This window comes from Amycolatopsis pittospori, from assembly GCF_013870525.1.
Lineage (GTDB): Bacteria > Actinomycetota > Actinomycetes > Mycobacteriales > Pseudonocardiaceae > Amycolatopsis > Amycolatopsis pittospori.
In genome coordinates this window covers 1-24,073 of sequence record NZ_JACBXD010000080.1, presented here as the reverse complement: position 1 = coordinate 24,073, position 24,073 = coordinate 1, and the positions used below count along the sequence as shown (strand labels likewise).

General features: G+C 68.3%; 25 protein-coding genes and 1 tRNA gene. 14 read left to right on the top strand and 12 right to left on the bottom strand.

Features of this window, described 5'->3' with window-relative positions:
- Positions 1 to 36 precede the first annotated feature (36 nt).
- Genes H5J31_RS31790 through H5J31_RS31780 form a run of 3 tightly spaced genes read right to left on the bottom strand, consistent with a single transcriptional unit; the run spans position 37 to position 3,667 of the window.
- Positions 37 to 501, bottom strand: coding sequence for a (2Fe-2S)-binding protein (locus tag H5J31_RS31790; protein WP_181776360.1), 465 nt, complete (start codon positions 499 to 501; stop codon positions 37 to 39).
- Entirely contained in the window at positions 498 to 1,346 is an 849-nt protein-coding gene (locus tag H5J31_RS31785) for an FAD binding domain-containing protein (RefSeq protein ID WP_181776359.1), read from the bottom strand. Before H5J31_RS31785 ends, H5J31_RS31790 begins: the two co-directional genes overlap by 4 nt.
- Positions 1,343 to 3,667 (bottom strand): xanthine dehydrogenase family protein molybdopterin-binding subunit, encoded by a 2,325-nt coding sequence (locus tag H5J31_RS31780; protein ID WP_181776358.1) that lies wholly within the window; start codon positions 3,665 to 3,667, stop codon positions 1,343 to 1,345. The genes H5J31_RS31785 and H5J31_RS31780 overlap by 4 nt, the downstream gene beginning before the upstream one ends.
- 127 nt (positions 3,668 to 3,794) lie before the next feature.
- Between H5J31_RS31780 and H5J31_RS31775 the strand changes: the two genes are divergently transcribed.
- Genes H5J31_RS31775 through H5J31_RS31765 form a run of 3 tightly spaced genes read left to right on the top strand, consistent with a single transcriptional unit; the run spans position 3,795 to position 6,378 of the window.
- Entirely contained in the window at positions 3,795 to 4,619 is an 825-nt protein-coding gene (locus H5J31_RS31775; RefSeq protein WP_181776357.1) for a hypothetical protein, read from the top strand.
- Between the two features lie 17 nt (positions 4,620 to 4,636).
- Positions 4,637 to 5,776 carry a sensor histidine kinase gene (locus tag H5J31_RS31770; protein WP_207899107.1) on the top strand — a complete coding sequence of 380 codons (1,140 nt, stop codon included), beginning with the start codon at positions 4,637 to 4,639 and terminating at the stop codon, positions 5,774 to 5,776.
- Entirely contained in the window at positions 5,773 to 6,378 is a 606-nt protein-coding gene (locus H5J31_RS31765) for a response regulator transcription factor (RefSeq protein ID WP_181776356.1), read from the top strand. The genes H5J31_RS31770 and H5J31_RS31765 overlap by 4 nt, the downstream gene beginning before the upstream one ends.
- On the opposite strand, the gene H5J31_RS31760 is transcribed toward H5J31_RS31765, so the two are convergent.
- The 3 genes from H5J31_RS31760 to H5J31_RS31750 all read right to left on the bottom strand — a co-directional run bounded on the left by H5J31_RS31760 (position 6,319) and on the right by H5J31_RS31750 (position 8,256).
- Positions 6,319 to 6,666: a transcriptional regulator gene (locus H5J31_RS31760; RefSeq protein WP_181776355.1), complete on the bottom strand. Its 348-nt coding sequence runs from the start codon at positions 6,664 to 6,666 to the stop codon at positions 6,319 to 6,321. The genes H5J31_RS31765 and H5J31_RS31760 overlap by 60 nt on opposite strands.
- On the bottom strand, positions 6,663 to 7,112 hold the full coding sequence (locus tag H5J31_RS31755) for a hypothetical protein (RefSeq protein ID WP_181776354.1): 450 nt from the start codon (positions 7,110 to 7,112) through the stop codon (positions 6,663 to 6,665). The genes H5J31_RS31760 and H5J31_RS31755 overlap by 4 nt, the downstream gene beginning before the upstream one ends.
- Before the next feature lie 208 nt (positions 7,113 to 7,320).
- Positions 7,321 to 8,256, bottom strand: a complete 936-nt coding sequence (locus H5J31_RS31750; protein ID WP_181776353.1) for a LysR family transcriptional regulator — start codon at positions 8,254 to 8,256, stop codon at positions 7,321 to 7,323.
- Between the two features lie 121 nt (positions 8,257 to 8,377).
- Here H5J31_RS31750 and dnaE point away from each other — a divergent pair, with 121 nt between their 5' ends.
- Positions 8,378 to 11,884, top strand: coding sequence for a DNA polymerase III subunit alpha (gene dnaE, locus H5J31_RS31745; protein WP_181776352.1), 3,507 nt, complete (start codon positions 8,378 to 8,380; stop codon positions 11,882 to 11,884).
- On the opposite strand, the gene H5J31_RS31740 is transcribed toward dnaE, so the two are convergent.
- Positions 11,871 to 12,386, bottom strand: coding sequence for a DinB family protein (locus H5J31_RS31740; RefSeq protein ID WP_181776351.1), 516 nt, complete (start codon positions 12,384 to 12,386; stop codon positions 11,871 to 11,873). The two genes, dnaE and H5J31_RS31740, sit on opposite strands and share 14 nt — an antisense overlap.
- A 53-nt stretch (positions 12,387 to 12,439) precedes the next feature.
- Between H5J31_RS31740 and H5J31_RS31735 the strand changes: the two genes are divergently transcribed.
- From H5J31_RS31735 to H5J31_RS31700, 8 genes are all read left to right on the top strand, one after another.
- A complete protein-coding gene (locus H5J31_RS31735) occupies positions 12,440 to 13,216 on the top strand; it encodes an aminotransferase class IV family protein (protein WP_181776350.1) in 777 nt (258 codons plus the stop codon).
- 14 nt (positions 13,217 to 13,230) lie between these two features.
- Complete coding sequence (locus tag H5J31_RS31730; protein WP_181776349.1) at positions 13,231 to 13,818, top strand: short chain dehydrogenase; 588 nt, start codon at positions 13,231 to 13,233, stop codon at positions 13,816 to 13,818.
- Between the two features lie 84 nt (positions 13,819 to 13,902).
- Positions 13,903 to 15,042: an aminotransferase class V-fold PLP-dependent enzyme gene (locus H5J31_RS31725; RefSeq protein ID WP_181776348.1), complete on the top strand. Its 1,140-nt coding sequence runs from the start codon at positions 13,903 to 13,905 to the stop codon at positions 15,040 to 15,042.
- A 23-nt stretch (positions 15,043 to 15,065) separates the two neighbouring features.
- Positions 15,066 to 16,073, top strand: coding sequence for a methyltransferase (locus tag H5J31_RS31720; RefSeq protein WP_181776347.1), 1,008 nt, complete (start codon positions 15,066 to 15,068; stop codon positions 16,071 to 16,073).
- Positions 16,074 to 16,106: 33 nt separating this feature from the next.
- Positions 16,107 to 16,910: a metalloregulator ArsR/SmtB family transcription factor gene (locus H5J31_RS31715; RefSeq protein WP_181776346.1), complete on the top strand. Its 804-nt coding sequence runs from the start codon at positions 16,107 to 16,109 to the stop codon at positions 16,908 to 16,910.
- A gap of 2 nt (positions 16,911 to 16,912) precedes the next feature.
- Positions 16,913 to 17,512 carry a dihydrofolate reductase family protein gene (locus tag H5J31_RS31710; RefSeq protein WP_181776345.1) on the top strand — a complete coding sequence of 200 codons (600 nt, stop codon included), beginning with the start codon at positions 16,913 to 16,915 and terminating at the stop codon, positions 17,510 to 17,512.
- Positions 17,513 to 17,614: 102 nt separating this feature from the next.
- Complete coding sequence (locus H5J31_RS31705; RefSeq protein ID WP_181776344.1) at positions 17,615 to 18,238, top strand: nucleotidyltransferase domain-containing protein; 624 nt, start codon at positions 17,615 to 17,617, stop codon at positions 18,236 to 18,238.
- The gene (locus H5J31_RS31700; RefSeq protein ID WP_328701666.1) at positions 18,202 to 18,639 is read left to right on the top strand and encodes a hypothetical protein; all 438 of its coding nucleotides are present in this window, start codon (positions 18,202 to 18,204) and stop codon (positions 18,637 to 18,639) included. Before H5J31_RS31705 ends, H5J31_RS31700 begins: the two co-directional genes overlap by 37 nt.
- 61 nt (positions 18,640 to 18,700) lie before the next feature.
- Here the strand turns inward: H5J31_RS31700 and H5J31_RS31695 are convergent.
- Positions 18,701 to 18,774: transfer RNA gene (locus H5J31_RS31695), tRNA-Leu, on the bottom strand.
- 124 nt (positions 18,775 to 18,898) lie between these two features.
- Here H5J31_RS31695 and H5J31_RS31690 point away from each other — a divergent pair.
- Positions 18,899 to 19,120 (top strand): DUF3618 domain-containing protein, encoded by a 222-nt coding sequence (locus tag H5J31_RS31690; RefSeq protein ID WP_005165704.1) that lies wholly within the window; start codon positions 18,899 to 18,901, stop codon positions 19,118 to 19,120.
- 3 nt (positions 19,121 to 19,123) lie between these two features.
- Here H5J31_RS31690 and H5J31_RS31685 read toward each other — a convergent pair whose 3' ends face one another.
- Complete coding sequence (locus tag H5J31_RS31685) at positions 19,124 to 19,534, bottom strand: hypothetical protein (RefSeq protein ID WP_181776343.1); 411 nt, start codon at positions 19,532 to 19,534, stop codon at positions 19,124 to 19,126.
- A 233-nt stretch (positions 19,535 to 19,767) separates the two neighbouring features.
- On the bottom strand, positions 19,768 to 20,325 hold the full coding sequence (locus H5J31_RS31680) for a TetR/AcrR family transcriptional regulator (RefSeq protein WP_181776342.1): 558 nt from the start codon (positions 20,323 to 20,325) through the stop codon (positions 19,768 to 19,770).
- 122 nt (positions 20,326 to 20,447) lie between these two features.
- Here H5J31_RS31680 and H5J31_RS31675 point away from each other — a divergent pair, with 122 nt between their 5' ends.
- Positions 20,448 to 21,908, top strand: a complete 1,461-nt coding sequence (locus H5J31_RS31675) for a flavin-containing monooxygenase (protein ID WP_181776341.1) — start codon at positions 20,448 to 20,450, stop codon at positions 21,906 to 21,908.
- Positions 21,909 to 21,981: 73 nt separating this feature from the next.
- On the opposite strand, the gene H5J31_RS31670 is transcribed toward H5J31_RS31675, so the two are convergent.
- Together H5J31_RS31670 and H5J31_RS31665 are read right to left on the bottom strand one after the other, a co-directional pair.
- Complete coding sequence (locus H5J31_RS31670; protein WP_181776340.1) at positions 21,982 to 22,452, bottom strand: helix-turn-helix domain-containing protein; 471 nt, start codon at positions 22,450 to 22,452, stop codon at positions 21,982 to 21,984.
- 185 nt (positions 22,453 to 22,637) lie between these two features.
- Complete coding sequence (locus H5J31_RS31665) at positions 22,638 to 24,071, bottom strand: LCP family protein (RefSeq protein ID WP_328701665.1); 1,434 nt, start codon at positions 24,069 to 24,071, stop codon at positions 22,638 to 22,640.
- Between the last annotated feature and the right edge of the window lie 2 nt (positions 24,072 to 24,073).

Below are 24,073 nucleotides of genomic sequence, written 5' to 3'. Positions count from 1 at the left end.
CCTCCTTCCCTACCTTCAGAGTAGGCAAGGAGGCCTTCACGGACGGCCGGGAGCCGCGTCCCGGATGGCGTCCACGATGAACTGGTAACCCGTGCACCGGCACAGGTTCCCCGAGATCGCCTGCCGGATTTCAGGGTCCGTCGGGGCCGGGTTGTCCTTCAGCAACTCCAGCGCCGTCGCCAGCATTCCGGGTGTGCAGAAGCCGCATTGCAGGCCGTGGTGCCGCCGGAACGACTCCTGCAGTGGATGCAGTTCGCCGTCTTGGGCGAGCCCTTCGACGGTGACGACGTCCGCGCCGTCCACCTGGACCGCCAGCAGGCAGCACGAGCGCGCGCTCGCGCCGTCGAGGGTGACGGTGCACGAGCCGCAGACGCCGTGTTCGCAGCCGACGTGCACGCCGGTGAAACCCAGGTCGTGGCGCAGGAAGTCGGCCAGCGTCCGCCGCGGTTCGCAGTCCGCGCTGTAGGTCCGTCCGTTCACCGTCAGGGTCACCGTGATCATGCGCGTCCCTTCGCCCGCGTGATCGCCCGCCGCGTGAGGACGGCGGCCATTTCACGGCGGTAGCCGGCCGGGGCGTGGAGGTCGTCGGGCGGATCGGTCGCCGCGGCGACCGACTCGGCCGCGTCCGTGATCGCGTCGGCGGTCAGAGCGCCGCCGGCGAGCGACTCTTCGGCGGCGATGGCCCGGATCGGCGTGGGGCCCGCCCCCGCGACGGCGATCCGCGCGGTTTCGCAGACGCCGTCGGACATCGACACGACGGCGAAGACGGCCACCAGCGCCAGATCCCGGCTTCGGCGGCTCAGTTCCTCGACCGCGCAGACGCCACGGCTCAGCGGTACCGAAATCCGGGTCAGGAGTTCGCCGGACGCCAAGGCCGTCCGATGCGGTCCCAGGAAGAAGTCCCGCGCAGCGACGATGCGCTCCCCGGAAGGGCCGCGGACGACGAACTCGGCGTCGAGCGCGAGCATCACCGCGGGCAGTTCCGCCGCGGGGTCGGCGTGCGCGAGGCTGCCGCCGATCGTGCCGCGGTTCCGGATCGCGACATGCCCCACGTAGGCGAGCGCTTCGGCGAGCAGCGGGACCTCGGAGCGTACGACTTCGGACGTCTCGACGACACGGTGCCGGGTGAGCGCGCCGATCTCCAGCCGCCCGTTCTCCTTGCGGAGGAAGGAAAGATCGTCGACGCGGTTGATGTCGACCACCAGCGACGGCCTCGCCTGGCGCAGGTTCAGCAGCGGAACCAGGCTCTGCCCGCCGGCCAATACCCGCGAGTCCGGCGTGGCCAGCGCCTCGATGGCCTCATCGAGGGACGAAGCCCGGAAGTAGGAAAACGGCGCGGCCTTCATCGCGATGCCTTCATCGCGGCCAGCAGCCGGGGCGGCGTGATCGGCAGTGACGTGATGTCGACGCCGTACTCGCGCAGCGCGTCCTCGACGGCGTGCGCGATCGCGGCGCCGCCACCGATCACGCCCGCTTCGCCCATCCCCTTGAAACCACCGGGAACGTGGTCGGCGGGCGTCGTCATATGCGACACGGAGAACGGCGGGATCTCGGTCGCGGTCGGCAGCAGATACCCGGTGAACGACGTGGTCTCCATCCGCCCGTCCGCGCCGTAGACCAGTTCTTCGTACAGCGCGCCGCCGATCGCCTGCGCCGCACCGCCGTGCAACTGCCCGTCCACGATCATCGGGTTGATCACCGTGCCGCAGTCGTGTGCGATCAGGTAATCCAGAAGCGTGACCACGCCGGTCTCCCGGTCGACTTCGGCGAGTACGGCTGTGCAGCCGAACGACGTCGCGACGTTGACCGGATCGTAGACCTCTCGCTCCTCCAGTGTCGGAGTCTCGTCTTCGGGCCACACCCCGTTCAGTCGCCGGTATGCCGCGTCGCCGATCGCGGCCAGTGTGACCTCCTTGCCCGGCACGCCCTTCACCGAGACGACGCCGTCCTCAAGGGACAGATCGTCGGGTGACACCTCCAGTATGTGCCCGGCCACCCGCAGGATCTTCGCCCGCAGCCTCGTCGACGCGTTCAGTACCGCCGCGCCGCCGACGGCCGCCCCGCGGCTCGCCGCCGTTCCGTAGCCGGTGTACGGACAGCTGTCGGTGTCGCCGGAGAGAACGGTGACGTGGTCGAGCGGGACACCGAGCGTATGCGCCGCCACCTGCGCGAGTGTCGTGTGGATGCCCTGCCCGATCGCGGACAGTCCTGTATGGACGGTCACATGCCCGGTGGAATCGACCCGCACGACCTCCTCGTCGAAGCCTGAATGTCCGAGCCCGGAAAGGTTGATGATCCGGCTCGGCCCGAATCCGGTCAGCTCGTTGTGGAAGGAATACCCGATGCCGACACCGTTTCCGCGGCGCTTCTCCCACCCGGCGTCCTCGACCGCTTTGAGGCAAAGATCGAGGCACTCTTCGTAGCGTCCGCTGTCGTAGACGAACACCGGGCTCTGGTACGGGAACGCCTCCGGTGGAATGAAGTTCTTGCGTCGCACCGCGTGCGCGTCGACGTCGAGGTGTTTCGCCAGTTGCTCCACCAGATGTTCGTGCACGAAGTTCGCCTTCGGCAGGCCATAACCGCGAAACGACCCGTACGGCGACCGGTTCGTCATGACGGCGACGAGGCTCAGTTCGACGTTCGCGATGGCGTACGGCCCGGTCAGCAGCGCCGTCGTCGTCCAGCACGGGCTCGGGCCGACGGTGCCGAGCACGCCACCGAGGACGCCGTAGACCGTGGCCCGGAGTCCGGTGATCGTCCCGTCGTTCTTGGCGGCCAGTTCGACGTCGATCTTCTGCTCGCGCGAGTGCGCGGTGGCGACGAAGCTCTCCGCGCGGTCCTCGATGAGCTTCACCGGTTTCCCGGTGCGACGCGAGAGGATCGCCGCGACGACCTCTTCGCCGTAGAAGTCGAACTTGTTCCCGAAGCCGCCGCCGACATCGGGGGTGCGTACGCGGATCCGGTCCAGCGAAAGCCCGAAGACCTCGCTGAACAGCTCCCGCGCGAGGTTGGGCGCCTGCGTCGCGAGCCAGACGTCGAGCCGGTCGGTGAAGGGATCCCAGGTCGCGACCACGCCGCGCGTTTCGATCGGTGTGCCCATCTGGCGTGCGAAGCGGAACGACTCGGTGAGCACGACATCGGCCTCGGCGAACGCGGCGTTCACGTCACCCATCGGGATGGTCCCGGTGCCGGCGACGTTGTCCGGCCAGTCGTCGTAGAGCTTCGGCGCGCCGTCCGCGAGTGCCTGTTCGAGGGTGCTGACGGCGGGAAGTTCCTCGTACTCGACCTCGATCAGTTCCAGCGCGTCTTCGGCGGTCGCACGGTCCTTCGCCGCGACGGCCGCGACGGCCTGCCCGGGGTACCGCACCTTGCCGACGGCGAGCGCGTAATGCTCGGGCACCCGCATATCGGGCAGGTTCGACCAGATCACCGGTTGCGGCGTTTTCACCTTCGCCCGCACGTCCTCGCCGGTGATCACGGCGAACACCCCGGGATGCGCGTTCGCGGCGGTCACGTCGACGCGCACGATCCGCGCGTGCGGCAGGGGACTGCGCAGGACGGCGGCTTCGAGCATCCCCGGCAGCCGGACGTCGTCGATGTACCGCGCCCGCCCAGTGAGCAGCCGGACGTCTTCCTGCCGGGTCACCCTCGCACCGATCAGCCCCATGGCGTCCACTGTTCCGCACCGGCGGCCCGGCGCGCATCGTGCACATGGGTCACCCGTGCGTATTCACAGGGCCGAACCGTGCACACCGCCGATGGGACTTGTACGCCGGGAGAACGACGCTCGGTCTATGACTCTTTCACTGGAAGAACCGAAGACGGCGCCGCGCTGGCGGCACTTCCTCCGGCACGCGGTCGAGATGGCCGTCGCGATGCTCGTCGGCATGGAACTGCTCGCGCCGATCTGGGCGGCCGCGTTCGGGAAAGCCCTGGACAGCCCCGAGATGGCGGCGTTCGTCGCGGCGACCGACATGACCGTCGCGATGACCGTCTGGATGCTCTACCGCGGGCACGGCCGCGCCCGGGTGCTCGAAATGGCGGCGGCGATGTACGTGCCGTACCTGCTGGTGCTGATCCCGTTCTGGCTGGGCGTGTTCCCCGGCGAGGACGTCCTCATGGGCGGCCACGCGCTGATGCTGCCCGCGATGGCGATCGCCATGCTGATCCACCGCCGGGAGTACTCGCTCCCGCACGGAAGCGCGCACGGTGATCACCGCGTGCATCCCCTGATCGGCGTACTCGGCCGTCGAGCGCCGACCTGGATCGCGCTGGCCATGTCGATGGGTGACTGGAGCGACCCGGCCGCGCCGATGCCGTGGCTGATGCTGCTCCTGCCGTCGGCCTACCTGATCTTCGGCGTGATCCGCGGCAGTTTCCACGATCGGCGGATGCTGGCGATCCAGATCGCCGGTTTCTTCCTCTATCTCGCGCTGGCGGTGGTCGCGGCGAACGTCGAGCCGGAGGCCGCCGTCTGGGTGATCGCGGCGGGCTGGGGATCACACGCGGTGTGGGACTTCGTCCACCACCGGCTGGACGCGGTCGCCCCGCGCTGGTGGTCGGAATGGTGCGGCGTGGTCGACCTCGTCATCGCCGTCGCGATCGTGTTCTTCCTGTGAGCTCTAGCATCGGGCGGGTGATCAGCGATTTCACCGAGCTCGCCGCCGGCGACAAGCGGCTTCGCGGCATGCGGGCGGCGATCCTGGTCGCGGTCGCGGCGATGTGGGCGGGCTGTCTCGCGGTGCCGGTGGTCGCGGTGCTCCGGGAGCCGGCTTCGCAGTGGCGCTGGCTCGGGGCCGGGGGACTTCTCACGCTCGCGGCGGCCTTCGCCGTCACGCTGATCGCGGTCGGGACGCCCGTCGCGGCCACCCGGCGCTGGGGTTTCGCCGCGGCGACGGCGTTGTCGATCCCGCTCGTCGCCCCGGTAGGGCCGGACGACATGTTCACCTGGGCGTGGGTCGGTGGCGCGGTCGCCGGTTTCGCGCCGTTGGTGCTGGCGGGACGCGCGCGGTGGGCGGCACCGGTCGCGCTCGTCGTGACGACGGCGTTCGTTGGGCACTTCGCGGGCGGATCCCCGCTGGTCCACGGCCTGATCGCGGCGGCGCTCGCGGCCACGATCCTCGCGACCACCGTGCTGCCGTTCCGGTTGTGGGACCTGCTCCTGCAGGCCAGGGCCGGACGCGAGGCCCAGGCCCGGCTCGCGGTCAGCGAGGAGCGGCTGCGGTTCGCGCGGGACGTCCACGATCTGCTCGGCCACCGGCTGGCCGTCATCGCGCTCAAGGCCGAACTGGCCGCCCGGCTGAGCGGCGCCGATCCGGAGCGGGCGGCGTCGGAGGCCTCGGAGGCGCGGAATCTGGCGACGTCCGCGCTGTCCGAAGTCCGCGAGGCGGTCCACGGCTATCGCGAGGTGGACCTCGGCGGTCAGCTGGTAGCGGTGGAGAACGTGCTCCGCGACGCCGGAATCCGTTGTACCGTGCGGTATCCGGACGGAGCGGTGCCCGCCGAGACGGCGACCCAGCTGGCGCTGGCGCTGCGCGAGGCCTGCACGAACGTGCTACGGCACAGCACCGCCGGTTGGTGCACGATCGAGATCCGCCCGGATCCGGAGGAGGTGCGGATGACCATCGCCAACGACGGCGCGGGCAAGACCGTCGCGGACGGGCTCGGCTTCGGGCTTCGTGGCGCGTCGGAACGGCTCGCCGGGCTGGGTGGCACCTTGGGTACTCGGCTCGACGGTGACGTCTTCACCCTCGACGTCACGGTTCCCGCGTCGTGATCCGCGTCCTGCTCGCCGACGACGAGGAACTCATCCGCGACGCCCTGGCCGCGTTGCTGGATCTGGAAGAAGACCTCGAAGTGGTCGCGCGGGCGGCCGACGGCAGGGCCGCCGTCGACGCCGCCCGCGCGTACCGGCCCGACGTCGCGGTGGTCGACCTCCAGATGCCGGAACTCGACGGCCTGGAGGTCACCGCCGAACTGGCGAAGGCCCTGCCGTCGTGTGCGGTGGTGATCCTGACCGGCCGCGGGCGGCCGCCGCATCTGCAGCAGGCGTTGCACGCGGGCGCGAAAGGCTTTCTGCCCAAGGGATCCCCGGGCGGAGCGCTGGCCGACGTGATCCGCCGCGTGCACGGCGGCTCCCGCTACGTCGACCCCGCGCTCGCCGCCGACGCGCTCACCGCACCGCCTTGCCCGCTGACCCCGCGCGAGCTGGAAGTGTTGCGGCTGGCCGAATTCGACACCCCGGTGAGCGCGATCGCGCGCCGTACCGGGCTTTCCGCCGGAACGGTGCGCAATCATCTGTCCGCGGTCGTCACGAAACTAGGCGCCGTCAGCCGCTCGGAGGCTTTCCGCGTCGCCACCACCAACGGCTGGCTCTGACTCCTGGGCGACGATCTCGCGCAACGCGGCCACATGACCGCGGTAGGCCTCGCGGCCCGCGGAGGTCAGCTGCAGCCAGACCCGCTGACGGGTGTCGCGGACGGCCTTGTGCTGCTCGGCGTAACCGGCGTCCATCAACACACTGACGTGTTTGCTGAGCACCGAAGCGCTGACTTCGAGCCGCTCCTGGACCACGCCGAACTCGGCGCGTTCCACGGTGTCGAGCAAGGCGCAGATCTTCAACCGGTTCGGGGCGTGGACGATCAGGTCGAAGCCGTCCCCGCTCACCGGTCGCGTGCCTGCTTTCGCAGTTTCGCGCCCAGTGCCAGAGTGAGACAGGCGAGCACGCCGGATCCGATGAACCAGATCCACACCTGGTCCAGGACGTTGGCCGTGACCATCGCGCCGAGCATCACCACGGCGGCGAAGGCGAGCACCAGCAGGACGCGCCGCACCGAGACCGTGCTCAGCCGGGGGACGACCCCCGACCGGCGGATGAACGAACCGATCGTGATCCCGAACAACGCGGTCCAGACCGTGAGCCCGCCCAGGCCCAGCGCCGCGCCCGCCGGTGTCGACGGCGTGAGCTGGACGAACGGTGTGACGGCCAGCAACGCGGCCAAGGCGATGAAGTACCACCACGGCGGCGGGACGCGGGCCAGCGAGGCTTGTGCTTCTTCGATGTCCCGCAGCGCGCTGGCGGCTTCTTCCGGCGTCGGCCGCGTCGTTTCCATGAGGGAAACTCTACACTTTCCGAATTGGAAAGTGTAGAGGCCCCGTGCCACCCGGTACGCAGAGCCGGTCTCGACCGCTCTCCGGTGTTGCGAAAGCCACTTTCGCAACCTTCAACGGTGCGAAAGTGGCTTTCGCAACACCTGCCACGCGACCGGTCGGCCATCCCTCTTCACGCGCCATCGCCGTGGCTGGCGGCCCTGCCTCTGGTCAGGGCTCGATGCTCATCCCCGCCCGGTCCGCCACCGGCAGCCACTGCCGGTCGGCGTCGAACGGCGCATACCCGGCCCGCACGTGCTCGATCAGCAGCGGTAGCGAAGGGTGTCTGTTCTCGCGTCGCCACAGCAGGGAGAACGGATATACCGGCGTCGGCTCGACGAGCGGGATCTGGACGACGTCCGGATGCCATGGCACGTGCATCTTCGCGCCGACGAAACCGATGCGGTCCTTGGTTTCGCTGAGGACGTCGATGTGGTGGTTCAGGCCGAAGTTCGGCCCGCTCGTGTCGATGTGGATGCCGAACGCCGGGCACAGTTCCTGCCAGAAGTCCGCCCACTCGCTGGCTCGCGCGCTGTAGGGCATCCAGGCCGTCAGGCCGTCGAGTTCCGCCATCTCGACCCGGCGACGGCGGGCGAGCGGATGCCGCCGTCCGATCAGCAGGTGCGCGGGTTCCAGGTACGCGGGTACGCGGCCGATCGCGGGGTCGGTCACGGTGCTCGCGCGGGCGAAGGCGGCATCGACGGACTCGGGCGGCATCGGCCGGCGCTCGGTGCCCAGGCCGGGTGTGACGATCTCCAGCTCGACGTCGTGGTCGGCGTGGAACGCCCGGATCAGTTCCATGGTCGCCAGCCGGGTGCCGAGGACGTCGACGCGCAGGGGGCGGCGCCTGCCTTGCAACCGTTCGACGGCCTGGTCCGCGAGGCTGATCAGGGCGCGAGCGTGGTTGAGGAACTCCTCGCCGTCCTCGGTTGGCTCGGCCCCACCGCGTGTCCGCGAGAGCAGGCGCACGCCGAGGTCCGCCTCCAGTTTCGCGATCCGCTTGGAGATCGCCTGCTGGCTCACCTCCAGCCGGATCGCCGCCTCGCCGAAGTACCGGTCTTCGGCCACCGCGACGAAAGCGCGGACCGCGCCGAGGTCGAGCTCCACCTGTCCTCCTCCTACAACTCACAGTTGTCGGCAGCCGCGTGTCGCTTGTTGGACAACGCCTATCCACCTTGGGTCCAATCGCCACGTCGAACCGAAATCGTACAACCGTGGGGAGTGGCCGGTGGACTCCTTCGTGCACCTGCACGTTCATACCGAGTACTCGATGCTCGACGGCGCGGCCAAGATCGCGCCGCTGTTCGCCGAGGCCCGGCGGCTCGGCATGCCCGCGGTGGGCATGACCGACCACGGCAACATGTACGGCGCCGACGAGTTCTACCGCCAGTCCACCCAGGCCGGGCTCAAACCGGTGATCGGCATCGAGGCATACCTCGCGCCCGAGTCCCGTTTCCACAAGAAACCGGTGCTCTGGGGACAACGAGGCGCCGTCGGCGACGTCTCCGGCGGTGGCGCCTACACGCATATGACCATGCTCGCGGAGAACGCGACCGGGTTGCGCAACCTCTTCCGGCTGTCCTCTTCGGCCAGTCTGGAGGGCTACTACCGCAAGCCCCGGATGGATCGCGAACTCCTCGCCCGGCACCACGAGGGCGTCATCGCCACCACCGGCTGCCCGTCCGGCGAGGTGCAGACGCGGCTCCGGCTCGGTCAGCCGGACGAGGCTATCCGGGCCGCTTCGGACTACCGCGACATCTTCGGTGCGGACGACTTCTTCCTGGAGTTGATGGACCACGGCCTGCCGATCGAGCGATCCGTGCGGGACGGGCTACTGGACATCGGGCGACGGCTCGGGCTGAAACCGTTGGCCACCAACGACTCGCATTACGTCACGCGGGGGCAGTCGTCCGCGCATGCCGCGCTCCTGTGCGTCCAGTCCGGCAAGACCCTCGACGACCCGAACCGGTTCAAGTTCGACGGTGACGGCTATTTCCTCAAGTCCGCGGAGGAGATGCGCCGGTACTGGGACGCCGAGGTGCCGGGCGCGGCGGACACCACACTGCTCATCGCCGAACGGATCGAGTCCTACGACGACGTCTACCGCCATCGCGATCGGATGCCGGTCTTCGACGTACCCGAAGGCCACGACGAAGCCTCCTGGCTGCGCGAGGAGGTCATGGACGGACTCCACAGACGGCTGCCGGACGGCGTCCCGGACGCCTACGTCGAACGCGCCGACTTCGAGATCGCCGTCATCACCGAAAAGGGTTTCCCCGCCTACTTCCTGATCACCGCGGACCTGATGAACCACGCGCGCCGCGTCGGCATCCGGGTCGGGCCGGGGCGCGGCTCGGCGGCGGGTTCGCTCGTCGCCTACGCGCTCGGGATCACCAATCTGGACCCGATCGACCTCGGCCTGCTCTTCGAACGGTTCCTGAATCCCGAACGGGTCTCCATGCCGGACATCGACATGGACTTCGACGACCGGCGGCGCGGCGAGATGATCCGGTACGCCACCGAGAAGTACGGGGCCGACCACGTCGCGCAGGTGATCACCTTCGGCACCATCAAGACCAAGGCGGCCATCAAGGATTCCGCCCGCGTCCACTATGGACAAAGCGGGTACGCGATCGCGGACCGGATCTCCAAGGCGCTGCCGCCGCCGGTCGCGGCGAAGGACATCCCGCTCGGCGGAATCGTCGAACCGGCGCATGAGCGCTACGCCGAAGCGGCGGAGGTCCGCGCGCTGCTCGAAGGGGACGGCGAAGCGGCCAAGATCTTCGAAACCGCCCGCGGTCTCGAAGGACTGATCCGCAACGCCGGGGTGCACGCCTGCGCGGTGATCATGTCGAGCGAGCCGTTGCTCGACGCGATCCCGTTGTGGCGCAGGGACGACGGCGCCGTCATCACCGGCTGGGACTATCCGTCGTGCGAGGCCATCGGCCTGCTGAAGATGGACTTCCTCGGCCTGCGCAACCTCACCGTCATCGGCGACGCGCTGGACAACATCAAGGCCAACCGCGGCGAGGACATCGACCTCGACACACTCGGCGTCGACGATCCGGCGACCTACGAACTCCTCGCTCGCGGCGACAGCCTCGGCGTCTTCCAGCTCGACGGCGGCGCGATGCGGGATCTGCTGCGCCGCCTGCGGCCGACCGGATTCGACGACATCATCGCGGTCAACGCGCTGTACCGGCCCGGGCCCATCGCGATGAACACGCACAACAACTACGCGGACCGCAAGAACCGCAGGCAGCCGATCGAGTCGATCCATCCCGAACTGGCCGAGCCGCTGCGCGAGATCCTGGCCGAGACCCACGGCCTGATCGTGTACCAGGAACAGATCATGCAGATCGCCCGTGACGTCGCGGGCTATTCCATGGGGCGCGCGGACGTGTTGCGCAAAGCGATGGGCAAGAAGAAGAAAGAGGTGCTGGAAAAGGAGTTCGAGGGCTTCCGGGACGGCATGCTCGCCAACGGATTCTCCCACCAGGCCGTGCGGGCGCTCTGGGACGCGATCCTCCCGTTCGCCGGCTACGCGTTCAACAAGTCCCACGCCGCCGGATACGGCCTGGTCGGTTATTGGACCGCGTATCTGAAGGCCAACTATCCGGCCGAGTACATGGCGGGCCTGTTGACTTCGGTGGGGGACAACAAGGACAAGTCGGCCGTCTATCTCTCGGAATGCCGTCGGCTCGGGATCGAGGTGCTGCCACCGGACGTCAACGAATCGGGCCTGCGGTTCTCCGCGGTGGGCGACGCGATCCGGTTCGGGCTGGGTGCGGTGCGCAACGTCGGCGCGAACGTCGTCGACTCGATCATCGCGACACGGCAGGAGAAGGGCAAGTACTCGTCGTTCGTCGATTTCCTCGGCAAGGCGGAACTGGTGGCCTGCAACAAACGCGTCATCGAGTCGCTGGCCAAGGCGGGCGCGTTCGACTCGCTCGGGCACACGCGGCTCTCGATCCTCCAGGTGAACGAGGACGCCGTCGACGCCGTGGTGCCGTTGAAACGCAAGCAGGCGATGGGCCAGTTCGACCTCTTCGGTTCGGGTGAGGAGGTCCAGGACGACACTTCGCCGCTCGCGCACCTGAGATTCGGCGTCGAGGAGTGGCCGCGCAAGGAATTGCTCGCCCACGAACGGGAAATGCTCGGACTGTACGTTTCCGCGCATCCGCTCGACGGCGCCGAACGGATCCTGCGCAAGCACGCGCCCCGTCCGATCGCGGCGATCCTCGACAACCCGCCGAAGGAAGGCGAACTGGTCGTGGCCGGCCTCATCACCGCGCTGGAGCGGCGCGTCAACAAGAAGGGCGAGCCGTGGGCGATCTGCACGATCGAGGATCTGGACGCCGCGCTCGAAGTGCTGTTCTTTCCCAAGGCCTACGCGCTTTTCGTGACGGAGCTGGCCGAGGACAACGCCGTCCGCGTCAGCGGCCGGGTGAACTGGCGGGAGGACAAGATGTCCGTATTCGGCGGTGGCCTGGTGTCACTCGATCTTTCGACCGCGGGCGACGAAGAGCCGCCCTTGCTGCTGCACGCCGTCGCGGAGAAGCTGACCGAGGACGTGGTTCTCGAACTGAAGCAGGCTTTGCTCGCGCACAAGGGAGAAACGCCGGTCCGGCTGAAGCTGGCCGGACGGCTGTACGCGCTCGACGACTATCCGGTCGCCGTCAGTTCGATGCTGCTGGGGGAGTTGAAGTCCATTCCCGGCATCACGCCCCGCTGACGCGCAGCAATCTGAGCTGGCCGATCTCGGAGACGTTCTTCATCAGCTCGGAATTCACCCAGGCGATCGTATGGGCGACGGTCAGCCCGGCTTCCGATCCCCACGGGTGAGCCGAAGCGGCGTCCAGATCGGCGTCGGGCAGCACGGCGAGCCACTCGTCCCGAAGGCCGCGCAGCCACTCGACGGCGGACTCGCCGTCGCCCGGCCAGGTGATCTCCTCGCGCTCGCGCGGAGTACGCCGGCACAAGTGATCCAGGGTGACGCTCCACCACCAGCCGATATGCCAGGTCAGCCAGGCGATCGTGGGGACCGGGATCGGGTCGGGCTCGGTGTCGGCCCAATCAGGACGCCAGACGCCGTCCTCGTCCTGGTGCACGGTCCAGCAGAGATCCGAGGGCTCCCATAGGAAATCCCTGGCCTTCAGCTCGGCGAGGTGGTACTCGAACAACGACCAGGTCAGGTCGAACTGCCAGCGGAGCAGCTCGGAACGCGATGCGGACACCGGCGGATCTTCCCCGTGCGCCGGAGTGTCCGCAACAGGATTACCGTGCGGGCATGAGTTCCTTTGTAGCGCAGCGAAACGGCCGGACGGCGTCCGCCGAAGACCTGGCGCCCCTCGCCTTCGCGGGTTTCGCCCACTTCACGGCCATGCAGGTGCGCGACGGCCGGATCCGCGGTCTCGACCTGCATCTGGACCGGCTGAGGACGGCCTCGCTGGAGTTGTTCGGACAGGCCGTACCCGACGACCGCGTCCGCTCCTACCTGCGGACGGCGTTGGAGGGCGGACCCGCGGACGTCTCCCTGACCGCCACGGTCCACCTGCCGCGGGACGAGCCCGAGGTCCTGGTCCGCACCAGGCCTCCCGCTTCCGGCCCGGAAGGTCCACTGACGCTCGCCGTCGTCGAGCACGAACGCTTCCTGCCCACGATCAAACACGTCGGCGAGGCGGCCAAGACCTACTTCCGGCGCCAGGCGACCGCCGGGGGATTCGACGACGCCGCGTTCGTCGACCGGCGCGGCCGGTTCAGCGAGGCGACCATCTGGAACCTGGCGTTCTGGGACGGCGATACGGTGGTGTGGCCCGACGCGGGTCTCTTGCGAGGCACCACGATGGACATCGTGCGGCGGCGACTGGAGGCGCTCGGCATCCCGCAACGCGTCCAGGAGGTCGGCCTCGCCGATCTGCCGGGTCTGAACGGCGCGGTGGTGATGAACTCGTGGACGCCGGGGATCGCGGTGCGCCGGATCGGTGACACGCCGTTGCCGGACGCATCGTCCTTTGTGGTCTTACTGCACAACGCCTACCAGGCGGAACCTCTCACTCGACCTTGAAAGGAAAGACACCGATGAAGATCCTCGTGGTCGGTGCCACCGGAACGATCGGGGCGGCCGTCGCCGCGGCGCTCACCGCCCGCGGCCACACCGTGCTCCCCGCATCGCGCTCCGGCGCGTTCCGGGTGGACGTCGAACAGCCCTGCACCCTGGACGCGTTGTTCGACGCCGAGCCGGACATCGATCACGTCGTGTGCTGCGCGGGAAGCGGCTCACTGGTCCCGGTCGACGGCGGCACCGACGAGGAGTTCGTCCAAGGGCTGCAAGGGAAACTGCTCGGCCAGGTGTACCTGCTGCGGCATGCCGTCCCGCGGTTGCCGGACGGCGGTTCGGTGACGCTGACCGCGGGCCGTATCCCGGAGACGTTGCGTGGCAGTGCCTTCGGCGTCCTGACCAACGTCGGTCTCGAAGCGTTCGTCGCCGCCGCGGCTCGCGAGCTGCCGCGCGGGCTCCGCGTCAACGCCGTCAGCCCGGGCTGGGTCAGCGAAACGCTGGCCGCGCTCGGCGAACCGGACGGCGGGACGCCGGCGGCGGAGGTCGCGCGGAGCTACGTCGAGTCCGTCGAGACCGCCGGCCTCACCGGGCGGACGTTGACCCCCTGAGACCGCGAAGTGGACACCGCGACCGGTTGTCCGTTACCTTCGGATCCAGTGAAGTGGACACGACGTCCACTTGAGGAGGATCCGATGACTCCGCTGTCCCGCGACCAATTCCCCGCCGCGAAGCGCTGGGCCTATCTCAACCACGCCGGGATCTGTCCGCTGCCCGCGGTGTCGGTCGAGGCCATGCACCGGCAGGCCGTCGAGGTGTCGCTGGACGGCGAGTTCACCTACGCCGCGCACAGTGCGGCGATCGAGCAGGCCCGCGCGTCGGCGGCGACGTTGATGGGGGTGCCGGCGCGGGACGTCGCCTTCGTGAAGAACACCACCACGGGCCTCGGGTTCGTCGCGAACGGGCTGGACTGGTCGCCGGGCGATCGTGTGGTCATTCCGGATTTCGAGTTCCCGTCCACGTTGTATCCGTGGCTCGCGCTCGCCGATCGCGGTGTGGTGGTGGACCGCGTGCGCCCGGACGGCCCCGGCGGACGCCTCACCACCGAGGCCTTCGCCGAGACCATCGCCGCGGGGCCGCCGCCCAAACTCGTGGTGACCAGCTGGGTCCAGTTCGGTCGCGGCTGGCGTGTGGACCTCGCCGCGCTGAGCCGGGTGTGCCGGGACGCGGGCGCGCTGTTCTGCGTCGACGTCATCCAGGGGCTCGGCGCGATCCCGGCCCGGCTGGAGGAATGGGGCGTCGACTTCGCGATGGCCGACGGGCACAAATGGCTGCTGGGCCCCCAGGGCTGCGGTGTGCTGTACGTACGGGAGTCCCGCCTGGATCTGCTGCGGCCGTTGGAGCCGGGCTGGAATTCGGTCGCCCACCGCGAGGAGTGGGACAACACCGACTACGTGCCGGACGGCACCGCGCGGCGGCTGGAAGGCGGTATGCCGAACATCGCCGGGATCGTCGCCCTCGGCACTTCGATCGACCTGCTCCTGGCGGCCGGTGTCGACGAGATCTGGTCGCATGTGGACGGTCTCTGCGATCTGGCCTGCGACGGCCTGGCCGGAATCGGCGCGACGGTCCTGACCGATCGCGAGGCCGGACATCGGTCGGGAATCGTGTCCGTGCACGTGGACGGGCCACCGATCCCGTTGCTGGCGGAACGACTCAAGGCGCGGGGGATCGCGTGTTCGGCGCGTTCGGGCGGGCTCCGGATCTCGCCGCACGGCTACAGCACCGAAGCGGACATCGAACGCCTTGTCGGCGCGGTGAAGAAACTCGCTTGACCTCACTGCCACAGTGAATCTTCGTGGCGAACCATGACAACGACAGAAACGAACTCCTCCGGCTGGCCGGGCTGGCGACGCCGATGGCGCTGCGGGTCGCGGTGACCCTCGGCCTGCCGGACCGGTTGTCCGGCGACGGCGCCGCCGCCGAAGATCTGGCGGCGGAACTGGATCAGTCCCCGCTGGCCCTCGATCTGTTGCTCGGGCACCTCGCGACCCTCGGCGTCGTCGAACGGACCTCCACCGGTTATCGCACGACCGAGTACGGCGCGAATCTCCGCGCCGACGCCGGAAACGGTCTGGCCGGTCTGCTGGACATGAAGGCCGCCGGCGGGCGGGGCGAACTGGCGTTCATCGAACTCGCGCACAGCGTCGCCACCGGTCAGGCGGGGTACGTCCGCCGCTATGGCCGGGACTTCTGGTCCGACCTCGCCGAGCATCCGCGGCTGCGGGAGACGTTCGACCGGCAGATGACCCAGCGGTTCAGCGAGCAGATCCCTCGGCTCGTCGCGGGGTTCGACTGGTCCCGTTTCGGCAGTGTCGTCGACGTCGGCGGCGGGCACGGGAGCCTGCTCGCGGCGATCTTGACGGCCAACCCCGCGATGCGCGGCCATCTCGTCGACCTCGCGCCCACCGCGGCCGGCGCCGTGGAGACCTTCCGCGAGCAGCACCTCGAAGATCGGACCGAGGTGACCGGGGGCAGCTTCTTCGATCCGCTCCCGACGGGTGCGGACGCCTACCTGCTGTCCGACATCCTCCACGACTGGGACGACGAGAACGCCCACCGCGTCCTGGCCCGCTGCGTCGAGGCGGCTCGTCCTGGCGGCCGTGTCCTCCTCATCGAGGCGGTCGGCGGGCTGGGGGCCCGAACCGAAGGGGATCTGGTCATGCTCGTGCTCTACGGCGGCCGCGAGCGGCGGCTCGACGAACTCCGCGACCTCGCCGCGGCGCACGGCCTGGTCTTCGACTCCGTCACCACCCTGACCGAGCAGCGCAGCCTGCTGGAGTTCCGCCTCCAAGATATTCCTTGACAAGAATATTCTCTGAGATGAATACTTCCGGGCATGGAGCAGATCGCAGCAGCACTGGGAGACGGAGCGCGGTGGCGCATCGTCGAGCTTCTCGCCGAGCGGCCTCGCTCCGTCGGTGAGCTCGCCGAGCTGACCGGCTTGCGGCAGCCGCAGACCACCAAGCACCTCCAGACGCTCGGCCGCGTAGGCCTCGTGACGGTCTTCCCTCTCGGGCAGCGTCGCGTCTACGCGATCGAGCCGGCGCCGCTGAAGGATCTCGAAAGCCGGCTGGGGCACCTGATCGGGACCATCGCGGCGAACGAGGGCGAGCGGGATGTCCTCACGCGCTACCGGTCCGCGATCGCAACGGAGACCGCGGTCGCGGACAAGGACCGGTGGGCGGACGGACGCGCGTTCTCGTTCGACCGCCTGCTGGCCGCGCCGCGCGACGTCGTCTGGCGGCATTGGACCGAGCCGGAGCTGCTCGCGTCCTGGTGGGCGCCGCCTTCGATGACCGTCACCGACTGCGTCATCGAACCGTGGGCGGGCGGGCGTGCCGTCCTCGACTATCGCGACGCCGAAGGGCGTTATCGCTCCGCGGGAAAGGTCCACGCCGCGAAGGAACTCGAACACCTCGAGTTCGACCTCTCGGTGCTGGATGCCAAGGGGGACAACTTCTTCACCGGTCACTACGACCTGAAGTTCACCGAGGGGCCGGGCGGGACCCGGCTCCGGCTCGACCTGCGCATCACCGAAACCACCGTCGAGGCCGTCCCGTTCATCGCCGGCATCGAAACCGGCTGGGGGCAGGTGCTCGACAACCTCGCAGCTCACTGCGCCATCGACCCGAAGGAATGATCATGACGAACTCGACCGGCCGCCGCGTCACCGCGAACATCAGCCTCACCCTCGACGGTCACTACAGCGGCCCTGGCGGCCCTGGCGACATGGGCGCGATCGTCTCCTACGCCACCACCGACGTCGCTCGCGCCCACCTCGCCCGTATCCACGAGAAGGCGACGACCGCGCTCCTGGGGAGACTGAACGCGGAAGGATTCCTGGGCTTCTGGCCGATGGTCGCCGGCGACGAGAACGCCGATCCGCGTGACCGCGCCTACGCGAAGTGGCTCGTGGACGCCGAAAAGGTGGTCCTCTCCACCACGCTGACCGAGGCCCCGTGGGACCGCGCCCGCGTCGTGAACGCGTCCGCCGCCGAGGTCGTCGCCGACCTCAAAGCGAGCGGTGAGGGCGACATCCTGGTCAACAGCAGCGCGAGCGTCATCAAGGCCCTGCTCGCCGACGACCTGATCGACCGGCTGTACCTGATGATCTGCCCCGAAATCACCGGCGGCGGTCAGCGGCTGTTCGTCGACGGCCTGCCTGCGTCGAAGTGGAGCCTGGCGTTCCAAGAGGTCGGTGAGCTGGGGGAGATGGCCGTGGTCTACGACCGCGTGCGATGACCAGGCGCTCCGGGGCTTGTGGGCATCACCAACTATAGTCCCGGTATATGTACTATAGTTGGCATATCGGTACTATAGTTGGTGATGCCGGGGAGGTGGACCGTGGATTTGAGCCGGCCGTTGATGACGGTCACCCCCACGCTTGACGGTGACGTCCTTGCCGCCCTTGTCGGCCATGACGGTGTCTTCACGACCGGGCAACTGCACCGTCTTCTGACGCGACATTCGGAGGAGGGGATCCGCAAGGTGCTGAAGCGTCTGGAAAAGCAGGGTGTCGTACTGACCGACCGGGTCGGGAACGCCTTCACCTATCGGCTCAACCGTGACCATCTCGCGACGGAGCACATCATCGGGCTCGCTCAACTTCGTAAGACCTTTCTGGAGCGCGTCGAGGAGCGTCTGGAGTCTTGGAGGGTCCCGCCGGTCTATGCCGCGGTATTCGGCTCGGTGGCGCGCGGGTCGATGACGCTGGACAGCGATGTGGACCTCCTGCTGATACGGCCGGATGACGCTGATGACGATCTGTGGGAGACGCAGGTCCACGAGCTGGCGGCCGAGGTGACCCGTTGGGTCGGTAACGACACCCGCCCTCTGGAGTTCACGGAAGCCGAACTCGCCGACCGCGCGCACGAGGAGCCGGTTCTGCGTGATGTCGCGCGGGACGGGCTCACGCTGGTCGGGAGCCGCGCGTGGCTGGCCGGACAGGTGCGGAAGAGGAAAGACTGAGGGTGCGGACAAGAAAGTGCGACGCGGGCATCCAGCGAGGACGCCTGTTCAAGGCGAACCAGTTCATCGAGGCGGCGGCCATGATCGGTGAACTCGCCGATGAACACGACGACGTGGCCGATGCCTACGTGACCTTGTGTGTGCACGCGGGTATCGCGGCGTCCGATGTCATCTGCTGCGCCAGGCTGGGCGAGCATGCCCAAGGTGAGAACCACGAGGAAGCGATCGGCTTGCTGGCGCGGGCGGACAAGGAAATCGCCAAGCATCTGAGAACGTTGCTGAAGTTGAAGACCAAGGCGGGGTACAGCCATACCCCGGCTACGGCTGAGGAGTTCAAGCGCGCGGGCAGGGCGGCCGAGACGCTGGTCGAAACCGCTCGTCGGGTGACCAACGTCCGCTGAAGTCCCTCGATCCCCGCGAGACGGTGCCGGTTGTGGCGGAGTCGCCGGACATCGGCTGGGGTGGGCCCGGAGAGACTCGAACTCTCACTGGCACGGACCTAAACCGTGTGCCTCTGCCAATTGGGCTACGGGCCCCAGTACCGCCTCGAAATCGTAGCGTGCGACACGATCGGCGTTTCTCGGCGTGGCCGGTGCCGTCGGAGGGGGTGGCGTCCTCTAACGTGGGGCCCCAGCAAGTCCGTCGCGGCGAGGAGGACACGTGGCTCGCGATCCCGAGACCATCGAGCGTGAGATCGAGCAGGCCAGGAACGCTCTGGTCGCCACGCTCGATCAGCTGGGCACGAAGGCGAACCCCGCGAAGCTGGTGGATTCCGCGAAGACCGGCCTGCGCGCGAAGCTGGACGAGCCCAAGGTGAAGTACCCGCTCATCGGCGGGGCGGTGCTGATCGGCGTCCTGCTGATCCGCAAGCTGCTGAAGTAAGCCTCAGGAGGGTTGGACGGCCTTGGCGGGTGCCTTGGCCGGCTCGGCCTTCTCCTTGGTCTTCGCTTCGTCGACGGCCTTCGGGAGTTCCTTGCCCTGGGGGACCGGGGGCTTGCCGCCCGTCTTCTCCCTGGACTTGCCGTTCGCCGGCGGGGGAACCTCGAGCGGTTCGATCTCCGGAAGGGTGAGTCTCGCCGTCATGTAGGCGGCGGTGAACTCGAGTGCACTGCCGTTGAGCAGGTGCACCACCGTGGATCGTTCCGGCGGCGACAGTTTTTCGACCAGCTGGTCGGCCCGGTCCCTCGCCGCGATGATGCCCGGCGCGCGACCGGTCAGTTCCTTGCCGGAGCCGTTGACCGTGACCTTCCAGTCGTCGTCCTCCTGGACGTACGACGCGGTGATCGGTTCGGTCATCCGCCTCACCCCTCTCCTCGCGAGCATGCGTCACTCTGTGGACTTCGCCACGCCGCCGCCATGACGCCACTTTCGGGTGGTGGCGCCCCCTCCTGCCGGAGGCCGCGAAGGTCCATCAGAGTTTCTACAGTGTCATCGATACAGTAGGACAACTCTGTGTCACAAGACACTGGCGGCAATGTGCTCTGAGTGACGACCGAATGGCCTAATGCACGCGCATCTTCACGGTCGCTTCAGCGGGCTCTCGTGGACAGGCCCGACCAGAGGATGTCCATCGCGTATCCGGTGGCCATTTCGGGGCTGACGTCCTCGTGCCGCTCGCACCAGATCGCGAGTCGTTCGCACGCGCCGACGACGAACTCCGCGGACGCCTCGGTGCGCGGGTCGTCGCCCGCATCGAAGTAGCCGCTCATCAGCGCGGCGATCAGGTCGGTCTGCTGGCGCCGGATCTGCTCGATCTCGTCGGCGGCCGGTGTGCCGATGAGCGCCATCTCGTGCCGGAGCAGCGACCAGGCCTGCTGCCGTTCCCGGATGAAGACGAAGAAGGCGAGCAGCCCTCGCCGGAGGGCTTCTTCGGCGGTTTCGGCGCCGACGGTCGCCCGCTCGGTGACCTCGCGCAGGGCTGCCCGGGACTGCTGGATACAGGCCAGCAGCAGTCCCTCTTTCGAGTTGAAGTACTCGTAGAGCATCGGCTTGGAGACGCCGACGCGTTCGGCGATCTCGTCCATCGACGCCGCGCCGTAGCCGCGTTCGGCGAAGACTTCCTCAGCGATTTCGATCATCTGCCGCATTCGCTCTGCTCGTGGCATGCGTTTGCGCTTCGCCGTCGTCACCACAACACTCTACCGAAGGTAACCTACTTCGAGTAAGGTGAACTCCCGGTAACAGGTAAAGCGAACGAAGGGTCGGGTCCATGGGCAACCGCACCGAGACCGGTGTCGTCATCGTCGGAACCGGCTTCTCCGGTCTGGGTATGGCCATCCAGCTGCGCAAAGAGGGCCGCGAGGACTTCGTCATCCTGGAGAAGGCCGACGACGTGGGCGGCACCTGGCGCGACAACACCTACCCCGGCTGCGCCTGCGACATCCCCTCGCATATGTACTCGTTCTCGTTCGAGCAGAACCCCGGCTGGTCCCGGGCGTACTCGCCGCAGCCGGAGATCTGGCGCTACATGCGCGGCGTCGCCGAGAAGTACGAGCTACACCGCTTCATCCGCTTCGGCCAGGAGATGACCGGCGCCCGCTGGGACGCCGACGAGAACCGCTGGCACGTCGCGTCCAAGTCGGGCGACGAGTTCGTCGCACCCGCTCTGGTCGCCGGGGTCGGCGCCCTGCACCTGCCGCAGATCCCGGAACTTCCGGGCATCGAGCGGTTCAAGGGCCGGGCGTTCCACTCCGCGCGGTGGGAGCACGACTACGACCTCGCCGGCAAGCGGGTGGCCGTCGTCGGCACCGGCGCGAGCGCGATCCAGTTCGTCCCGCGGATCGCGAAGGACGTCGCCGAGCTGACGCTCTTCCAGCGGACGCCGCCGTGGATCATGCCGAAGCCGGACCGGGAGATGCCGCAGGCGCTGCAGAAGGCGTTCGGCTCGGTCCCGCTGCTGCAGCGCGCCTTCCGCAACGTCCTCTACTGGGGGCTCGAAGCCCGCGCGATCGGTTTCAACGGGCAGCCCTGGGTGATGAAGATCGGCCAGCGCATCGCGAAGCGCAACATCGACAAGAGCGTCAAGGATCCGGAACTGCGCCGGAAGCTGACGCCGGACTACACCATGGGCTGCAAGCGTGTCCTGGTCTCCAACGACTACTACCCGGCGCTCGCGCGGGACAACGTCGACGTCATCACCGACGGCGTCACCGAGGTCCGCGAGCACAGCGTCGTCGACGGTGCCGGGGTCGAGCACGAGGTCGACGCGATCATCTACGGCACCGGATTCCACGTCACCGACGCCTTCGACGACCTGGAGATCATCGGCCGCGACGGCCGCAACCTCGGCAAGGAGTGGGCGGCCGAGGGGATGCGCACCTATCAGGGCATCACCGTGTCCGGGTTCCCGAACCTGTTCTTCCTGCTCGGCCCGAACACCGGACTGGGGCACAACTCCGTGGTGTTCATGATCGAGGCGCAGATCTCCTACGTCGCGCAGGCGCTGAAACTCGCGCGCGGCAAGGCACTCGACCCGCGGCCGGAGGCACAGGAACGGTTCAACGTCGACATCCAGCGCAAGCTCGCCAAGGGCATCTGGACCCAGGGTGGTTGCAAGAGCTGGTACCTGGACGCGAAGGGCGTCAACCGGACGATCTGGCCGGGCTTCACCTGGCGGTATTGGCTGGACACGCGCAAGGTCCGGCGCGAGGACTACGAACTCCTCGGCTGAAGCCGTCCAAAAGGGAGGGTCCGTGAAAGCCAGGATGGGGGGCATGGCCTTCACGGACCTGGGGATGCCGCGCTCATGAGGGGTTGAGCCGGCGAAGCCTTCCGATGAGATCGACGGTGGGGACGCCGCAGAGTTCGGCCATCCGTTCCAACGCCGCGAAGTCGAGGTGGACCTCGGCGGGTCCGGTCTCACCCGACCGTTTGAGCCGGTCGTCCGCCCAGCGCCGCAGGGGGAGCAGTTCCGGCTGGTCGTCCTTGATCACCGCGCGCAGATCGATCCGGACCCGGCCCGGTTCGTCCACGAACACGCGGCGGTGCACCTTGGCCAGCAGATCCTGTGGCAGCTCGTCCATCGCGAGGCACAGTTCGACCAGTCGCACCACGGAACAGTGCCGGGTGCCCAATTCGTAGGTCGCGAGCGTCTGGAGCGAGATCTCGCTCTGCAGATGCTGGTTCAGTTCCTTGCGTGTCCAACCACGTTTGCGTCGGAGCTTGCGGAGCTCGTCTCCGAGTATCCGCTGATAGCTCTCAGCGTCGATCAGCACTCCCCATCCCCTGCCTTGCCAACCTGCTCCCACCGCCCGCCCCCGGTGACTGAATCCGGGACGAGCGCACTCACGTGTATGAAAGTCGGCAGGTCGGCCGCTCTTACGCGGTTTCGGGGGTGCTTTTCATACCGATTTCGGCCGGTTGGGCCAAGTGGGTTACAAGTGCTTACTCAGCGCTGACGTCAGTTGACGCAGGGTACGCCTTCGGCCGTGATCGGCTTCTCGCCGGACTCCTCGGGCGGCGGGGCCGCGGCCGAAGATCCGACGGCGTTCTGCGAGGAACCGGAGGCCTGCGCGCCGTCCGAGGACTTGTAGTCCGAGCCGAGGAAGACCATCACGTGCCCGGCTTCGACGCTCTTGTCCTCTTGGACGGTCGGGTTTCCGCCGAGTTCGTCGGCGACCGCCTGGCCCGCTTCCTTCTGGCCCTTGGCGACCCAGATGACCGTCTTCTTGCGCGAGCTCGCGTTGGCGGTGTCGCCGGCGGTGAAGCCCTTGTCGACGAGCTGCTTCAGCACCGTCGAGGCCAGGCCGTCCTTGCCCGAGGAGTTGCGGACGTCCACGGTGGTCGCCTTGTTGGGCGACTCGGTGGGCGGCGGCGCCTGCTCGCCGGGCTGCGGTCCCGCGAGGCCCTGGACGAAGTCCTTGACCTGCTTGGGGTCGACCTGGATGGCGACGCCGTCGTCCGGTGTCCGGTATTCGATGTTGACGGTCGGGATCGTCCGGAATTCGAGCTGGCCGCCGGTCAGGCCCTTCATCTGCTGCGCGAAGCCGAAGATGTCCCAGTTCTGGTTGAGCACGACCGACTTCTTGATCGCGGCGATCAGGTCGTTGAGCTTGCCGGGGTTCGCGAGCGTGCCCGCCGAGAGCACCTTCCGCGCCATGCCGGCCATGAACACCTGCTGGCGGACGACGCGGTCGAGGTCGCCGCGCGGCAGCCCGTGGCGCTGCCGGACGAAGCCGAGCGCCTCGACCCCGGAGATGGTGTGCGGGCCCTTGGTGAACTTCGCGCCGGAGAACTGGTCGTTGACGTTGTCGTTGAGGCAGACGTCGACCCCGCCGATGGCCTGGGTGATCTCGCTGAAGCCGAGCAGGTTGATGGCGGCGTAGTTGTCGATGGTCGAGCCGGTCAGCTTCTCGACCGTCTTGATCAGCGTCTTCGCCCCGGCCTCGTTGGCCTTCTGGTCGATCTCCTTCGGGTCGGAGACGCCGTTCTCCTGCTGTTTCTTGCGCTCGTCGAGCATCGCGCGGGCATAGGCGGAGTTGATCTTGTGCTTGCCGAAGCCGCCGGGGATGTCGACGTAGGAGTCGCGCGGCAGCGAGATCGCGACGGCCTTCGAGCCGTCGTTCGGGATGTGCACGAAGATCAGGGAGTCGGTGTTCAGTTCGCCGTCGGCCTGCCCGGCGCGCAGCTGTGCGAGGACCTCTTTGGACAGCGGGTTGCCTTGGGCGTCCGTGCGGCTGTCGAGGCCGACGAGCAGGATGTCGCGGGCGCCGTCGGCGGGCTTCTCGCCCTCGTCGGCGCCGATCCCGACGTTCGCGAAGGTCAGGCCGTCCATCGCGGCCCACGCGTAGCCGGTCAGGCCCATCACCAGCAGCGAGACGAGGCCCAGCGCGATCT

Excerpts from the sequence above, each read along its gene's own strand:
- H5J31_RS31735 (WP_181776350.1), top strand. The coding sequence starts at position 12,440 with ATGAGTTCCTTTGTAGCGCAGCGAAACGGCCGGACGGCGTCCGCCGAA.
- H5J31_RS31680 (WP_181776342.1), bottom strand. The coding sequence starts at position 20,325 with ATGCGGCAGATGATCGAAATCGCTGAGGAAGTCTTCGCCGAACGCGGC.
- H5J31_RS31775 (WP_181776357.1), top strand. The coding sequence starts at position 3,795 with ATGACTCTTTCACTGGAAGAACCGAAGACGGCGCCGCGCTGGCGGCAC.
- H5J31_RS31675 (WP_181776341.1), top strand. The coding sequence starts at position 20,448 with ATGGGCAACCGCACCGAGACCGGTGTCGTCATCGTCGGAACCGGCTTC.
- H5J31_RS31715 (WP_181776346.1), top strand. The coding sequence starts at position 16,107 with ATGGAGCAGATCGCAGCAGCACTGGGAGACGGAGCGCGGTGGCGCATC.
- H5J31_RS31710 (WP_181776345.1), top strand. The coding sequence starts at position 16,913 with ATGACGAACTCGACCGGCCGCCGCGTCACCGCGAACATCAGCCTCACC.
- H5J31_RS31730 (WP_181776349.1), top strand. The coding sequence starts at position 13,231 with ATGAAGATCCTCGTGGTCGGTGCCACCGGAACGATCGGGGCGGCCGTC.
- H5J31_RS31755 (WP_181776354.1), bottom strand. The coding sequence starts at position 7,112 with ATGGAAACGACGCGGCCGACGCCGGAAGAAGCCGCCAGCGCGCTGCGG.
- H5J31_RS31790 (WP_181776360.1), bottom strand. The coding sequence starts at position 501 with ATGATCACGGTGACCCTGACGGTGAACGGACGGACCTACAGCGCGGAC.
- H5J31_RS31780 (WP_181776358.1), bottom strand. The coding sequence starts at position 3,667 with ATGGGGCTGATCGGTGCGAGGGTGACCCGGCAGGAAGACGTCCGGCTG.
- H5J31_RS31785 (WP_181776359.1), bottom strand. The coding sequence starts at position 1,346 with ATGAAGGCCGCGCCGTTTTCCTACTTCCGGGCTTCGTCCCTCGATGAG.
- H5J31_RS31725 (WP_181776348.1), top strand. The coding sequence starts at position 13,903 with ATGACTCCGCTGTCCCGCGACCAATTCCCCGCCGCGAAGCGCTGGGCC.
- H5J31_RS31685 (WP_181776343.1), bottom strand. The coding sequence starts at position 19,534 with ATGACCGAACCGATCACCGCGTCGTACGTCCAGGAGGACGACGACTGG.